Source organism: Mesorhizobium sp. WSM4823 (genome assembly GCF_055811195.1).
This window is the reverse complement of record NZ_JBVVQL010000019.1, coordinates 34087-48436: the sequence shown is the minus strand read 5'-3', so window position 1 is coordinate 48436 and position 14350 is coordinate 34087. Positions and strand designations below refer to the sequence as shown.

At 62.9% G+C, this 14350-nt stretch carries 16 protein-coding genes and 1 pseudogene; 12 read left to right on the top strand and 5 right to left on the bottom strand.

Going from position 1 to position 14350, the window contains the following annotated elements; all coding sequences use genetic code 11:
• Positions 1 to 113 precede the first annotated feature (113 nt).
• Positions 114 to 539, bottom strand: a complete 426-nt coding sequence (locus AC0L26_RS29165) for a GNAT family N-acetyltransferase (RefSeq protein ID WP_473635678.1) — start codon at positions 537 to 539, stop codon at positions 114 to 116.
• 161 nt (positions 540 to 700) lie between these two features.
• Between AC0L26_RS29165 and leuD the strand changes: the two genes are divergently transcribed.
• Both leuD and AC0L26_RS29155 read left to right on the top strand, forming a co-directional pair.
• Positions 701 to 1306 carry a 3-isopropylmalate dehydratase small subunit gene (gene leuD / locus AC0L26_RS29160; protein ID WP_473635677.1) on the top strand — a complete coding sequence of 202 codons (606 nt, stop codon included), beginning with the start codon at positions 701 to 703 and terminating at the stop codon, positions 1304 to 1306.
• A gap of 54 nt (positions 1307 to 1360) precedes the next feature.
• On the top strand, positions 1361 to 2281 hold the full coding sequence (locus tag AC0L26_RS29155) for a hypothetical protein (protein WP_473635676.1): 921 nt from the start codon (positions 1361 to 1363) through the stop codon (positions 2279 to 2281).
• A gap of 242 nt (positions 2282 to 2523) precedes the next feature.
• Here AC0L26_RS29155 and AC0L26_RS29150 read toward each other — a convergent pair whose 3' ends face one another.
• Positions 2524 to 3318, bottom strand: a complete 795-nt coding sequence (locus tag AC0L26_RS29150; RefSeq protein ID WP_352936647.1) for a lytic murein transglycosylase — start codon at positions 3316 to 3318, stop codon at positions 2524 to 2526.
• A gap of 263 nt (positions 3319 to 3581) precedes the next feature.
• Between AC0L26_RS29150 and AC0L26_RS29145 the strand changes: the two genes are divergently transcribed.
• The 9 genes from AC0L26_RS29145 to rpsP all read left to right on the top strand — a co-directional run bounded on the left by AC0L26_RS29145 (position 3582) and on the right by rpsP (position 11658).
• Positions 3582 to 4040 (top strand): FAD-dependent oxidoreductase, encoded by a 459-nt coding sequence (locus AC0L26_RS29145; RefSeq protein ID WP_473635675.1) that lies wholly within the window; start codon positions 3582 to 3584, stop codon positions 4038 to 4040.
• Positions 3988 to 4827: a flavin monoamine oxidase family protein gene (locus AC0L26_RS29140; RefSeq protein WP_473635674.1), complete on the top strand. Its 840-nt coding sequence runs from the start codon at positions 3988 to 3990 to the stop codon at positions 4825 to 4827. The genes AC0L26_RS29145 and AC0L26_RS29140 overlap by 53 nt, the downstream gene beginning before the upstream one ends.
• A gap of 97 nt (positions 4828 to 4924) precedes the next feature.
• Entirely contained in the window at positions 4925 to 6022 is a 1098-nt protein-coding gene (locus tag AC0L26_RS29135; RefSeq protein WP_473635673.1) for a zinc-binding metallopeptidase family protein, read from the top strand.
• Positions 6023 to 6084: 62 nt separating this feature from the next.
• Positions 6085 to 6684: a DUF1236 domain-containing protein gene (locus AC0L26_RS29130; RefSeq protein ID WP_352936653.1), complete on the top strand. Its 600-nt coding sequence runs from the start codon at positions 6085 to 6087 to the stop codon at positions 6682 to 6684.
• Positions 6685 to 6885: 201 nt separating this feature from the next.
• Complete coding sequence (locus AC0L26_RS29125) at positions 6886 to 7830, top strand: lysostaphin resistance A-like protein (RefSeq protein ID WP_473635672.1); 945 nt, start codon at positions 6886 to 6888, stop codon at positions 7828 to 7830.
• A 67-nt stretch (positions 7831 to 7897) separates the two neighbouring features.
• Entirely contained in the window at positions 7898 to 8839 is a 942-nt protein-coding gene (locus tag AC0L26_RS29120) for a glycosyltransferase (RefSeq protein ID WP_473635671.1), read from the top strand.
• Positions 8840 to 9265: 426 nt separating this feature from the next.
• Positions 9266 to 10873, top strand: a complete 1608-nt coding sequence (gene ffh, locus AC0L26_RS29115) for a signal recognition particle protein (RefSeq protein ID WP_473635670.1) — start codon at positions 9266 to 9268, stop codon at positions 10871 to 10873.
• Positions 10874 to 10880: 7 nt separating this feature from the next.
• Positions 10881 to 11207 (top strand): chorismate mutase, encoded by a 327-nt coding sequence (locus AC0L26_RS29110; protein ID WP_352936661.1) that lies wholly within the window; start codon positions 10881 to 10883, stop codon positions 11205 to 11207.
• A gap of 49 nt (positions 11208 to 11256) precedes the next feature.
• Entirely contained in the window at positions 11257 to 11658 is a 402-nt protein-coding gene (gene rpsP / locus AC0L26_RS29105; RefSeq protein ID WP_263792100.1) for a 30S ribosomal protein S16, read from the top strand.
• Between the two features lie 82 nt (positions 11659 to 11740).
• Here rpsP and AC0L26_RS29100 read toward each other — a convergent pair whose 3' ends face one another.
• The 3 genes and pseudogenes from AC0L26_RS29100 to AC0L26_RS29090 form a co-directional block, all read right to left on the bottom strand.
• On the bottom strand, positions 11741 to 12004 hold the full coding sequence (locus tag AC0L26_RS29100; RefSeq protein ID WP_352936663.1) for a YMGG-like glycine zipper-containing protein: 264 nt from the start codon (positions 12002 to 12004) through the stop codon (positions 11741 to 11743).
• Positions 12005 to 12157: 153 nt separating this feature from the next.
• A complete protein-coding gene (locus AC0L26_RS29095) occupies positions 12158 to 12568 on the bottom strand; it encodes a DoxX family protein (protein ID WP_473635669.1) in 411 nt (136 codons plus the stop codon).
• 234 nt (positions 12569 to 12802) lie between these two features.
• Positions 12803 to 13662: pseudogene (locus AC0L26_RS29090) on the bottom strand (bestrophin family protein).
• Positions 13663 to 13864: 202 nt separating this feature from the next.
• Here AC0L26_RS29090 and AC0L26_RS29085 point away from each other — a divergent pair.
• Entirely contained in the window at positions 13865 to 14272 is a 408-nt protein-coding gene (locus tag AC0L26_RS29085) for an ACT domain-containing protein (protein WP_473635668.1), read from the top strand.
• The last annotated feature ends 78 nt before the right edge of the window (positions 14273 to 14350 follow it).

The following is a 14350-nucleotide window of genomic DNA, read 5'->3' as shown; positions in this document are numbered from 1 at the left end:
GCAGGTCAAGGGAGTGTACTAGGCCGAGACCATGCGGCCGTCGCTCACCTGTCACCACTATTCCCGCGTGCTCGGCCGCTGCTTGGCTCCCGCCGGCAGAATAATGCGTGCCGTCAGTGCTCGCGGCCGAACCAGAACGCGTCGGGCATGCGCATCATGCCGATCCGCTCGTAGAAGCCGACGGCATCGGGCACGGAAATCAGTGAGATGGCAACGGACGGCCCGAGCTGCCGCCGCGCTTCGTCAAGTAGGCCCTTGCCGATGCCGAGCCCCTGCGCCGATTTGCAAACGGCGAGCTCGGAAATGTAGCATACCCACGAGAAGTCGGTGATGCCGCGGGCGAGGCCAATCAGCGGCTTGCCAGGCGCATCGAGGCGCGCCGTCAACACCATATCCGCGCTGGCAAGCATCGTCTTCAAACGGGCTTCGTCATCGACAGGCCGGGTAGCGCCGAGGCCGGATTCCACCAGCACGCGGCGGAACTCGGCAGCGTCGAGGGTTGGTTCACTGGCGTAGAGGATTTTGGATCGCGTTGTCATGCCGGTGAAAGTGCACCATCGGGCGGCGGTTTTGAAGCTGCTTGGTGCTGATCTCGTGTTCCGGGACCACGAGCGAAGACAGCCACCTTTTATTTGCCCGCCTCTTTGTGTAAACCGGGCGCCAACACATCCCCGCAGCGAAAAGAAGACGGGCAAAGACCATGGAAAAATTCACCAAGCTCACCGGCGTCGCGGCGCCGATGCCGATCGTCAATGTCGACACCGACATGATCATCCCCAAGGATTATCTCAAGACGATCAAGCGCACAGGTCTCGGCACCGGACTGTTCGCCGAAATGCGCTACAAGGACGACGGTTCGGAAAACCCTGATTTCGTGCTCAACAAACCGGCCTACCGCAAGGCGCAGATCCTGGTTGCCGGCGACAATTTCGGCTGCGGCTCTTCGCGCGAGCATGCGCCGTGGGCGCTGCTCGATTTCGGCATACGCTGCGTCATCTCGACCTCGTTCGCCGACATTTTCTACAACAACTGCTTCAAGAACGGCATCCTGCCGATCACCGTCAGCCCGGAGGATCTGGAGAAGCTGATGGACGACGCTTCGCGCGGCTCCAATGCGACCGTGTCGGTCGACCTCGAAGCGAAGGAAATCCGCGGACCGGACGGCGGCGTGGTCAAGTTCGATCTCGACGACTTCAAGCGGCACTGCCTGCTCAACGGGCTCGACGACATCGGCCTGACCATGGAAAAGGCCGGCGCCATCGCCTCGTTCGAGAAGAAGAACGCCGAGCTGCGTCCCTGGGCCTGAACGGCAAGACCATTCCGATGGCCGGTCTTTGCTTCAGGTGAAACGGAGGATGTCATGACACGTTCGCTTCTTGCCGGTGCCTTCGGACTGACGTTGATGCTCCTGCCTGCGGCGAGCGTATATGCGCAGACGCAATCGCCCACTGCGACCGAGAAGCCCGCCACCGATGACGGATCGGGCACTGACGATTCGGCGGCTTCAGACGACGACAAGCAGGCGCCGGTCCCATTCGAGGGCGGCCAACTGACCATCACCCAGCAGGAAGAGTATGGCGAGAAGGTGCTGGCCTATGACGGCAAGCAGCTGGCCAGCAATTACGACGTCTTCTTCGACAGAATAGTCGAGGTCGGCGGCGTCAATGTGGCGCTGGTCGATGTCGGCGACGGCGGCAATCAATGCAGACCGGCCAAGGTGATCGTGTGGAAGCCGGAAGGCGGCACGATCCAGAGTGCCACGGTCGAGCAGGACGAATGCGGCGCGCCGCCGGCCGCAGTGTCCGACGACGCCATCTATTTCGTGCCTTATCTGCTGCCGGGAGATTCCAAGCCGGCGCTGCAGTGGTCGCCGACCGGCGGCTTGTCGACCTCGGGCATTCTCACCTACATGCCGGAACCGGGCACCGGCTGGAAGGATGTCGATCCGGCGAAATACGACAACATCATCGATGCCTTCCACAACGAGGCTGTCTACAAAGAAGCTGAGACGCTGCTCGGCAAGGACATGCCGGACATGGCGACCAGCCTGCTGGTCGGCGGCGGCACCGAGAAGACCGCGTCGGGCGCCTTCTATGCCAGCGGCTGCGTACCGCATGATTGCGGCGGCAATGACGGCTTCATGGCGGTCGATCCGGCCAACCAAAAGCTCTATTTCGCCCGCCGCGGCGACACCCCCGAGCCTGACGCGTGGCCGGCTGTGAACACGTGGCCCGCCGAGGTCAGGGAAGTGATGGACAAGGCGCTCGGCTCGCCGAATTAGCTTCTTTGCTTCGCGCCTTCGTTCCGGAGGCGGGACCGAGCGGCGGCAGTCGTCACCTTAGAGCGGTTCATCGTTTCACGGAAACGCCGAACCGCTCTATCTCTTTGTTTTTGCGCAATTCCGCAGGGAAAGCGCTATGCGCTTTTCCCGGGAAAACCGTTTCACACTTTTCCTGGAATTGCTCTAGAGCATCAACAAAAAGCCCGGCGCGTGGCCGGGCTTCCGTCGAACAGAGATTTCTATCAATCGCCGTCGATCGCCGTCGCCATGCGGGCGATGGCCTGTTGATAGACGCTGGCGGAATTCCAGCCAGCAATTGCGCCCATATTCGCCTGATAACCCGCGCCGGCCTGCCAACCATGACCCTTGAGGAAGTTGGCAGTGGAAGCCAGCGCGGTGCCCTTGTCGCGCAGATTCTTGTTGCCGACGCCGTACTTCAAAACATTTCCGGGCAGGAACTGCGTGTGGCCAATCTCGCCATGCGCGGCACCGACCGACGAGGCGCTCAACGCTCCGCGATCAACCAGCTTCAGGGCTGCAATGCCGTGCGGATAAAAGAACTCGGGGCGGCGGCAATCATAGGTAAGCGTTAAAATGGCAGAGACCGTATTCTGTTTGCCCATGGAGGCGCCGAAGCCAGTTTCCATGCCCCAGATGGCGAGCAACACACCCGGCGGCACGCCGTAGGTCCGTTCGATCTTGTCGAACAGCGCCGCGTTCGACTTCTTCAGCGCACGGCCCTTGGCAATGATCGCGGATCCGCCGCGGCGCTTCATGAAACTTTCCACGGAGCCGCTGAAGGCCTTATGAAGGGCGCGGTCGACGGCGATCGTCTTTGTTGCGTAGGTCGCTCGAGCCAGAGCAGCTAGACCCTTCGAGCCCACACCGTTGGCCCTGGCCTCCGCGGCGAAATCCGCCTTCCACGCTTCGAAGCCCGCACTCGTCTTGCCGCATTGGGCGGCCTGCGCACCTGTTGCCGCCGCAAGCATCATCAATGCTGCCGCCGCGAAAATCTTTCCCTTGGCAAGAAATGCCATGTTGCTCTCCTGGTTACCTGGATCACGTCCCAATACGAATTTGCCAGCGAAACGCGCGCTTGTCACTGTTGGAGCGGGTTTCGTCCACTTGGACGCAGTACGCTCCAACACTTTAAATCTGCGCATCGTGCTTTCTGAAAATCGATCCTGATTTTCAGGCCGATGCGCTAAGAAGTGGTTTACGCGTTCCCGCCGCAGCGCTGGCGAATGCCGGAGAACTTGCTTACGATCAAGTAATTATTGTGGCGGGGGCTGGAATATTCATGGATGACGTTGATGTCGTGGTCATCGGCGCCGGCTCGGCGGGACTTTCCGCCGCCAAGACCCTGCGTGCAGCCGGCCTTTCTTTCAAGCTGTTCGAAGCGATGAACCGGATCGGGGGGCGCGCCTGGACCAGCGACCAGCATTTCGGCGTTCCTTTCGACATCGGCTGCGCCTGGCTGCACGCGGCCGACCGCAACCTCTATTTTCCCGAGGCGCAAGCCGCCCGCTGGACACTCCACCATCACGACATGAACGTCGATCATCTCTATTATCGCAACCGAAAGGCGAGCGAGGACGAAGAGGCCGCAATGAAGGCGGCCGATGTCAGGCTGTTCGAGTTGCTGGCGGCGCATGAGGTCAAGGATGGCGACGACGACCGCCTTTCGGCGTTGCTCGCCAGGGGCCATGCGCCGCGCCGCCGCCACCTTCGCCGGGCCAATGGACTTCGGCGCCGATGAGGACGAGATATCGATCCGCGATTTTCAGGCCGCCGCCGATCTCGAGCCGAACTACTTCACCAAGGAGGGGCTCGGCGCTTTGGTCGCCCGTTTTGGCGCCGACGTGCCGGTCGAGCTGTCGACGCCGGTGCGGAAAATCCTCTGGGACGTGCCTGGCGTTGCCTGTGTCACCGATCGCGGCACCATCCGCGCCAAGGCAGCCATCGTCACCGCCTCGCCGGCGGTGCTCGCCTTCGAGGAGATCGAATTCTCGCCGGCACTGCCCGACACGCATTTCGCTGCCTTTTTCGACCTGCCGATGGGCATGCTGACCAAGCTGCCGGTCGAAATCAGGGGCACGAGGCTCGGGTTGGCGCCGTTCGACGACCTGCTGATCGAGCGGCTGGCCAGGCACGACATCTACTTCCTTTGCTTTCCTTTCGACTTCGATCTGATGGTCGGCTTCGTTGGCGGCGATTTCGCCTGGGAGATGTCGGCGGCAGGCGAGGCGGCAGGCGTCGACTTCGTCGTCGACCGGCTGTGCGCCATCTTCGGCAGCGACGTCAGAAAACATGTCGGGCGCGCCATGATGACCAATTGGGGCGGCGAGCGTTTCGTGCGTGGCGCCTATGCGGCGGCCCGCCCCGGCCGTTCGCAGGCGCGCGCCACGCTGATGCAGCCAGTGGCAGAAAAAATCTTCTTCGCCGGCGAGCATCTGGCCGGTCCGCTGATGCAGACCTGCGGCGGCGCCAGGCTGTCGGGCGAGGCGGTGGCGAGAGCGGTCGCCGCCCAGCTTGCGGCAAAATAGCATCGGCAGGAACGCCGGCCGCTGATAGGCGTTTGGGCGAAATGCCGCTCCGCACTATATCCGGACCTGATGGTTTGAGACCTGATTTGAGATTGGGATGAAGCTCTTCGATTGCCCGCATTGCGGCCACCGCCTCTATTTCGAGAACGCCCAGTGCCTGAACTGCGCCAGCTCCGTGCTCTACGATCCCGGACACGCGCGCTTCGTGTTGTCTGGCGTCGATGGCGTTTTCCAGTGCACCAATGCCGACGAGTGCGCCTGCAACTGGATGGCGGAACCGGGCCATGCCTTCTGCCGCGCCTGCATGCTGAACCAGTTGATTCCGGACCTTTCGGTCGATGGCAACCGCCGTCGCTGGATCCGCGTCGAAGCGGCAAAGAAGCGGGCAATCTATTCGCTGCTCGCAGCCGGACTGCCGGTCGCGCCCAAGCGGAACGCCGGCGACGAGGCCGGTCTCGCCTTCGACTTCCTCGCCGATCCGATCGGCGGCGGCCCGGGCGGCCGCCGCATCCTCACCGGCCATGGCAACGGCCTGATCACGCTCAATGTCGCCGAGGCGGACTCGGCCGAGCGCGAGAGACGCCGCGTCGAGATGGGCGAGAACTACCGCACTTTGCTCGGCCATTTCCGCCACGAGCTTGGCCACTATTACTGGGACCGCCTGATCCGCGACGATCCGCAACGGCTTGTCGCTTTCCGCGCTTTATTCGGCGACGAGCGCACCGATTACGAGCAGGCGCTGAAGGCATACCATGCCAATGGCGCTCCGCCCGACTGGCAGCAGGGCCACATTTCGGCCTATGCCACGTCCCATCCCTGGGAGGACTGGGCCGAGACATGGGCGCACCATCTGCACATCACCGATACGCTGGAGATGGTGCACGCGTTGAATTTCCCGCTCGGCCGGTTGGAAACCGTGGAGGCCAACGACCTGTCGCGGGGCGACACCGGCGGCCAGCTGCAACCGGCGCCGTCGGAACCTGCCGCCGTTCCCGAACCGTTCGAAAAGATCCTGGCGCGCTGGCTGGTGCTGTCGGAAGCGTCCAATTCGATCAACCGCTGCATGGGCCTGCCGGACCTCTATCCCTTCGTCATCTCGGAGGTGACCGCACGGAAGCTGGCCTTCGTCCACGAACTCCTGACCGGTGTAGCGAAAGAAACTGGAACAAAACGTGAGCCGGCCGAAGCGTTTTAGCCGGAACGCATGAGGTGTTGTTTCGTTTTCGTTCGCGAGGGACCCAAAAACGGAGCGAAACCATGAAGCGCATACTGTTTCCTGCTGTCGCCGGAGCGCTTGTCGCTATGTCCGGCGCAGCCTTAGCCGATACCGCCGTCTCGGCTGTCGCCGATCTCAATGTGCGCGCCGGCCCCGGCCCGCAATACCCGGTTATCGGCGTGCTCGCCGCCGGCCAGTCGGCAACCCTCGATGGCTGCATCCAAAACAGCAAATGGTGCACCATAGCCGAGGCCAACGGCCAAGGCTGGATCTATTCCGACTATGTGACGGCCGATTTCGGCGGTAACAAGGTCGTCCTGACCGAGCGCCCTGATGACGCAGACATTACCATCGTCGAAGCGCCCGCCGACGTCGACTACCCCGACACCTATACCGGAGCGATCGTCGCTGGCGATCCGATCGAGCCGATCAGGCGGCCACCGGCCGAAGTCCGCACTTATATCGATACGAACCGGCTCGACCCGGTCTATCTCGAGGGCGAGGTGGTTACGGGCGCGACATTGCCCGATACCGTCGAGTTGCGCGAGATTCCGGACTATGACTACCGCTATGTCTATGTGAACGGCCAGCCGGCACTGGTCGATCCGGGCACCCGACGCATCATGTACGTCGAGCGCTGACGTCACCAAGCAATCAGGCGGCCGCCGGGCCAGAGCCAATGGCGGCCGCTTTTCCGATATCTTATTAACCTGAGCTTCCCGCTGGAGCGGCCGCCGCCGCGCCAGCTCTTTTGTTTGAGCACCGGATTTCCCAAAACCGGTTCCACTTTTGGATACAATGCTCTAGATCATGCGACCCGATGCATCAGGCAAGGAACCCGCGTGATATCAGACCCTGCCGCCTTCGAGCGCTACCGGCATATTCCCAACGCCAAGACGACCGTGCCGCGCCTCCTGCTCGGAATGACGATCGTCATCCTGTTCTGGGTCGCGACCACCATCGCCGTGCTGTTCGGCGGCGCCTATCTTTTTATTGTCTGGCAGGCATCATCGGCCCCGATAGACGGAGAGGCGGTGCAGAACTTCATGGCTTCGCCTGCCGGAATCCTCGCCGCGCTCGCCTCTTTTGCCGGAATCTGGCTCGGCCTGTGGGTTGCCATGCGCTGGGTCCATCGCGAGCCGCTGATGGCGCTGATCGGCACCAGACGCCGCGTTTCGCACTCGGGATTCCTTAGGGGATTGGCCGCCGTGCTGGTCACTTCGGCGCTCTCCGAAATCCTGCTCTATCTCTTGCAACCCGACATTGCGCGCGGTGCGATCGGCTTGTCGTCCTGGTTGCTGTTCCTGATCCCGATCGTCGTGCTGACCCTGCTGCAGACTTCGTCCGAGGAAGTGCTGTTCCGCGGCTATCTCCTCAGGGGCTTGGCCAACCGGTTTCGAAGCCCGTTCATCTGGGCATTGCTGCCAGGACTTCTGTTCACCTCGATGCATTGGAGCCCAGGCTCGAGTGCTGCCATCAACGCCTGCGTACTGGCCTCGATCGCCGCTTTTGCTCTGCTCCTGACGCTTGTGGTCTATGCTACGGGCAATCTCGGCGCTGCCTTCGGCGCCCATCTCGGCAACAATCTGATCGGTTTCCTGTTGATTTCCCATCAACAAAGCTACAATTCCTTCGCCCTATTCAACGCCAAGCCGCTCGAAGGCCCAGGCTGGACGACGCTTGACGCCGTGCTCATCGCGGCGATCGGCATCGTCTGCAGCCTGTTGACGATCCTGCTGCTGCTGCATCCGCGCTCGCCGCTGAAGGTCGAACCGGACAGACCATGATCCCAGAAAGCGGAACCCGGTTTTTGGGTCAGATCATGGTCAGGCAAAAAACTGGCGGGCCAAGCTGATGCGCATCACACTGGCGGTGACCGGAACCATCCCCTCCAAGGGCTATGGCGGCACCCAGCGCCAGGTCGACTGGTTGGCTGGAGAATTTGCCCGGCTTGGCCATCGCGTCGTACTGATTGCCGATCCCGGCTCGAGCCACCCGCTTTGCGAGGTGCGGCATGCATCTTCGGAAGCGCAATGCCGGGCCGCCATCCCCGCGGACGCCGATATCGTCCACTTTCACGGCTGGTTTCTCGATGTTCCGTTCCCGACCCTCAACACGACGCACGGCCTTTCCCCGGAAAGCCCCAAGCCGCAGGCAAACTGGAATTTCGTCAGCGCCAGCCACGCGCGCAACCACGGCAGGAAGACCTTCGTCTACAACGGCTTTCCGACTGATGCTTACCGCCTGGCCGGTTCGAAGAACGACCGCCTTCTGTTTCTCGCCGGCATCGCGCGCGCCAGCAAGAATCTGAATCGCGCGGTCGATCTCGCGAAAAAATTCGATTTCGTCCTCGATATCGCCGGTGGCTCGCGCTGGAAGCTTTTGACGCGCAGCCAGGTCCGGCGCGACGGCGTCTTCTTCAAGAGCCTTGGCAGCCGCTTTCGCTTCCATGGCGTCGTCGACGGCGACGAAAAACTGTGCCTGCTGGGCACGGCAAAGGCCTTTCTCAACCCAATCGCCTGGGAAGAACCGTTCGGCATGGCGCCGGTCGAGGCCATGCTGTGCGGAACGCCGGTGCTGACGACGCGGCGCGGCGCCATGCCCGAGATCGTCGATGACGACACCGGGCGATTCTTCGACAGCGATGAGGAATTCGCTGCGGCCCTCGACGCGGTCGACCGCCTTTCCCCGCAGCGCTGCCGGGACTCCGCCGCCGCCCGGTTTCCGATCACCCGCACCGCAAAAGCCTATCTCGATCTTTATGCCCGGATCCTCGACGGCGAAACGCTGCCATGACCGAACCGGCCGATATGGCCGTGTTCGAACCGGCCGATATGGCCGTGTTTCAGCAACCGTATTTTGCCCGCTCCTTGACTCCGCGGCCGATTTCCTGTCTACACGCCGCGAATTCCGCGACGAGTATCCCTCCGAGCAAGCCGACCGGGACGCCGAAGCCTCTTTGAGGTGACGTGCTGTAAATCGATCCTGGAGGCCAACATCCGGCAGCGCTGTGCGCCCCCGGGTGCTTTTTGGCTTTGGGCTTTTGCCCGGACTGCTTGGACACTGGGCGCGAACGCATTACCTCTCGGGCATCATTCGGGTGCCAGGGAAAAGGAAAAAGAATGTTTGAATCGCTACAGGAACGCATAAGAGGCGTGGAGGGCCGCAGGCCTGACGGGGATCAGCATGAATCCAAGGCGCTCTCGCACGGCGGTTTGACCGATGTTTGAGTCCCTGCAAGAGCGCCTTGGTTCGATCCTGAACGGCCTGACCGGCCGCGGTGCCCTGTCCGAGGCCGATGTCTCGGCGGCGTTGCGCGAGGTGCGCCGTGCGCTGCTCGAGGCGGACGTGGCGCTGGAAGTGGTGCGTTCGTTCACCGACAAGGTGCGCGAGAAGGCCGTCGGCGCCGCCGTAGTGAAGTCGATCAAGCCCGGTCAGATGGTCGTCAAGATCGTCCATGACGAGCTGGTCGAGATGCTGGGCGCCGAGGGCGTCGCCATCGACCTCAACGCGCCGGCTCCGGTCGTCATCATGATGGTCGGTCTGCAGGGTTCCGGCAAGACGACGACATCGGCCAAGATCGCCAGGCGCCTCAGCGAGCGTCAGAACAAGAAGGTCCTGATGGCCTCGCTCGATACGCGGCGTCCCGCCGCGCAGGAGCAGCTCCGTCAGCTTGGCGAGCAGGTCAAGATCGCGACGTTGCCGATCGTCGAGGGCCAGACGCCAGTCGACATCGCCCGCCGCGCCGTGCAGGCGGCAAAGCTCGGCGGCCATGATGTCGTTATTCTCGACACCGCCGGCCGCACCCATATCGACGAGCCGCTGATGGTCGAGATGACCGACATCAAGAAGGTGTCGTCGCCGCACGAGATCCTGTTGGTCGCCGATTCGCTGACCGGCCAGGACGCCGTCAATCTGGCGAAAAGCTTCGATGAGCGCGTCGGCATCACCGGCCTGGTGCTGACCCGCATGGACGGTGATGGCCGTGGTGGTGCGGCACTTTCCATGCGCGCCGTTACCGGCAAGCCGATCAAGCTGATCGGCACCGGCGAGAAAATGGACGGGTTGGAGGAATTCCATCCCAAGCGCATCGCCGACCGCATCCTCGGCATGGGCGACATCATCAGCCTCGTCGAAAAGGCTGCCGAAAACATCGACGCCGAGCAAGCGGCGGCGATGGCGAAGAAGATGCAGTCGGGCAAGTTCGACCTGAACGATCTTGCCGGCCAGCTTCAGCAGATGTCGAAGATGGGCGGCATGGGCGGCATCATGGGCATGATGCCGGGCATGGGCAAGATGAAGGACCAGATGGCCGCCGCCGGTCTCGACGACAAGATGTTCGGCCGCCAGCTCGCCATCATCTCGTCGATGACCAAGGCCGAGCGCGCCAACCCGGATATTCTGAAGCATTCGCGCAAGAAGCGCATCGCTGCCGGCTCCGGTACCGATGCGGCCGAGATCAACAAGCTCCTGAAGATGCACCGCGGCATGGCCGACATGATGAAGGCGATGGGCGGCAAGGGCAAAGGCGGTGGCCTGATGCGCGGCATGATGGGCGGCCTGGCGCAGAAGATGGGCCTCGGCGGCATGATGCCAGGGGGTATGGGCGGCCCGGGCGGCATGATGGGCGGCGGCATGCCGGACCTGTCCAAGATGGACCCCAAGCAGCTCGAAGCGTTGCAGAAGCAGGCGCAGGCAGCCGGTCTCGGCGGCATGAAGGGCCTTCCCGGCGGCCTTCCCGGCGGCGGCGGCCTCCCCGGGCTTCCGGGCGGCATGAAGCTTCCCGGTTTGGGCGGCGGCGGTCTGCCCGGCCTCGGCAAGAAGAAGTGAGGGCGCCATGAACGAAGAAAAGGACATGGCCGACGCATATGCGGCGCTGGTCGACTACCGCGCCTCGATCGACAACATCGACGCAGCGCTCATCCACATGCTGGCCGAGCGTTTCCGCTGCACCAAGGCGGTCGGCGTGCTGAAGGCGTCGCACGGCCTGCCGCCGGCCGATCCGGCACGCGAGCAGCAGCAGATCGCCCGCCTTCGTCAACTGGCGAAGGACGCCCATCTCGACCCGGATTTCGCGGAGAAATTCCTGAACTTCGTCGTCCGCGAAGTGATCCGGCATCACGAGCAGATCGCCGCATCAAACGGCGTAACGAAAACCGGCTGACAACAGCCATAACCCGATCAACGAAAATCAGAGTTTTAGGAGAAAGAAAATGCCACTGAAAATCCGACTGGCCCGTGCGGGCTCGAAGAAGCGTCCTTATTACCATGTCGTCGTCGCCGACGCCCGTTCGCCGCGCGACGGCCGTTTCATCGAGTCGCTCGGCTCGTGGAACCCGCTGCTGCCTAAGGACGGCGAGCGCGTCAAGGTCGATGCCGACCGCGTCAAGCATTGGCTCTCGCACGGTGCCCAGCCGACCGACCGCGTGCTGCGCTTCCTCGATGAGGCAGGCCTTGCCAAGCGCGAGGCCCGCTCCAACCCGAAGAAGGCCGAGCCCGGCAAGAAGGCGCAGGAACGCGCCGCATTGCTGAAGAAGGCGCAGGAAGATGCAGCCGCCGCTGTTGCCGCGGCGGCAGCTGCGCCGGCCGAGGCGGAAGCCGCGACCGCCGAATAATCCGCTTTCTATCCACTACGCAAAACGGCGGGCGCCTTTGCCCGCCGTTTTGCTGTTTCGTCCGACTTATGACGCGGCCCGATCAATAGCCTTCAGGGCAGCGGGCGGTGTAGACGCGTCCATTGCGACCGCGATAGCGGCACTGGCCGCTTTCGGTAGCACGACCGATCAGCGCGCCGGCGACGGCACCGACCGCGCCACCAACGACAGCTCCCTCTACCGGATCGCCTGCCACGGCAGCGCCTACAGCAGCGCCACCCAGGCCACCGACAGCAGCGCCCTGTTCTGTCCGGGAACAGGCTGCGAGTGAGATTGCCAATACCATCAGGACTACCAGTTTCTTCATTGTCGTTCCTCTCAAACGGGGTTTTCCGTCCTCGCCGCCACATGTCCTAACTCGCAACCGGGCGATTTGATCCAAAGACGAAGAAGAAGGACGGCGGCAGACCGCGCCCTTTCTCGCGGCCCGACCGCCATGGAACGGCTTTTGAAGTTGCCGTTATCGGCTGAACGGAATCAGCGCGCGCACCCTCGGATCGCGCAAATACAGGCCACCCCACAGGATGAGGCCGAGATAGACACCGAACAGCGTGTGCGAGAACAGCGGGCTGCCGATACGTATTTGGGTCGCGATGGCGCCGCCGAGATAGGCGGTGAGCAGGATGGCGCCGAGTACCGAGGTACGCGGCGCCGCATAGAGCGCGGTCGAGACCAGCCCGATGACGCCGAGCATGCGCGAGACGTTGGGATCGGCCGGCCAGCCGAGCTGCACCATGGTCTGGGTGACGATGTCGAGCGGCGGCAGCTTGATGACACCGTCGAAAATCATGAACAACACGATGACGGCGCTGAGCCCACGGCCGGTCCACAGCGCGCGCGGCGTGACGGGTGCGATTTGAGAAATGGTCATTGATGTTCCCCTTCGGCGGTTTGAGCACTGATCCTCTAGCCAGGACCCGAACCAAGGACGCGGCGTGAGATGACGATCCGACACGCCTACGATTTTTTGGGCGCACGGTGCTGCGATGAGTGCGGGAACAAACCTAGAGCGGTTCAGCTTTTGATAAAACCGCCGAACCGCTCTAAGTATTTGTTTTTACGCAATTCCGGACGGAAAACTGCTAAGCACTTTTCTGGAATTGCTCTAGGAAAAATAGAACTTTTCGGCGGGAATCATTTTCGGCGGCGCCTCGCCGAGCGCTTCGAACACGGAGATTTCACAGACGCGGCACAGGCCGTCGAGGGCGAGATCGTTGGCCTCGGTGCCGAACGGATCCTCGAGCTCTTCCGAAAGCGCGTCGAGGCCGAAGAAGGTGTAGGCGATCAGCGCCGTGAACAGCGGCGTCGCCCAACCGGCAGTCGAGGCGAGCCCAAACGGCAGCAGCAGGCAGAAGATATAGGCGGTGCGCTGCAACAGCAGCGTGTAGGCAAACGGAGCGGTGTTCCCATGATGCGCTCGCAGCCGGCCTGCGCCGCGGCGATTTCCGACAGGCGCTCGTCGAGAATGCGGTAACCCATGACATCGATCGCCCCGGCCCTGTACAGCGCGGCGGCTCGCTCGCCCATCCGCCGCACCATCGCGTCGGGCGCATTGGCCGCCTTGGCGGCACTTTCGGCTTCGTCGCCGATGAACGCGCGTGCCTCGGCTGTTGCATCCACCCGCCTGAGTAGGCCGCGCAGGAAGTGGCAAAAGGCGATCGCCTCCATCAAGAGGCCGCGCAGTTCCGCCCGGTTTTCGATCAGCCCGGTGCTGGCGCGCGCCAGATTTCGAATGTCGAAAACGAGCTGGCCCCACAGCTTGCGCGCCTCCCACCAGCGGTCATAGGCGGCATTGTTGCGGAAGCCGAGATAGATCGACAGCGCTACACCAAGCAAGGCGAACGGCGCGGGGCCGGCATTGCCGAAATCGAGCTTCAGCGTCCTGAACACCAGCACCACCACGGCGCCATAGACGCCGAAGCCGAAGATCTGCGGCAGGATGCGCGGCACCACAGAGCCGCGCATGATGAAGAACAGACGCAGGAATCCCGGGCGCGGACGAACGATCATCGAAACCCCTTTCACGGACCGGCAATGGTCCTGATTGGTTACATTGTGCGGTTCAAATACGCGCACAAGCCCGGCTACCAGCGACATGCCGATGTCGTCTTGCCCGCCTGGGGCAGAGCACGCTATCGAAATCTGCAAGACGTTCGGGAGCAAATCGATGGCCGGCGAGACGGACCTGAAGAAACTGCTGGCGACGATGACGCCGGAATTGCGTCCCGGCATCCATGTCTTCGCCACACTGCCGCCCGATGCGCCCGTGCCAGACATCCTCGAGCCGGTGATGCTGTTTCGCGAGCGCGAGGGCACGACGGTGATCGCGCCAGAGGAGAGAGCCAAGGCCATTGGCCTGCAAACCGTCTTCCGCTGCCGGATGGTGACGCTGAACATCCATTCGTCACTGGAGGCGGTTGGCTTCCTCGCCGCCATCACCACACGTCTGGCCGCCGCCGGCATGGGCGTCAATCCGGTCTCGGCTTTCTACCACGACCATCTGTTCGTCCCGGCCGACCGCGCGGAGGAGGCGATGGCGATATTGGTGGAATTAGCGGAAGAGAGCCTGAGGTGATGCCGGCCCGATGCGACCTACCTGAGACGCCGGCGCCGCCCCCATCCCCCTGCCGGGACCTTCTCCCCGCGAACGGGG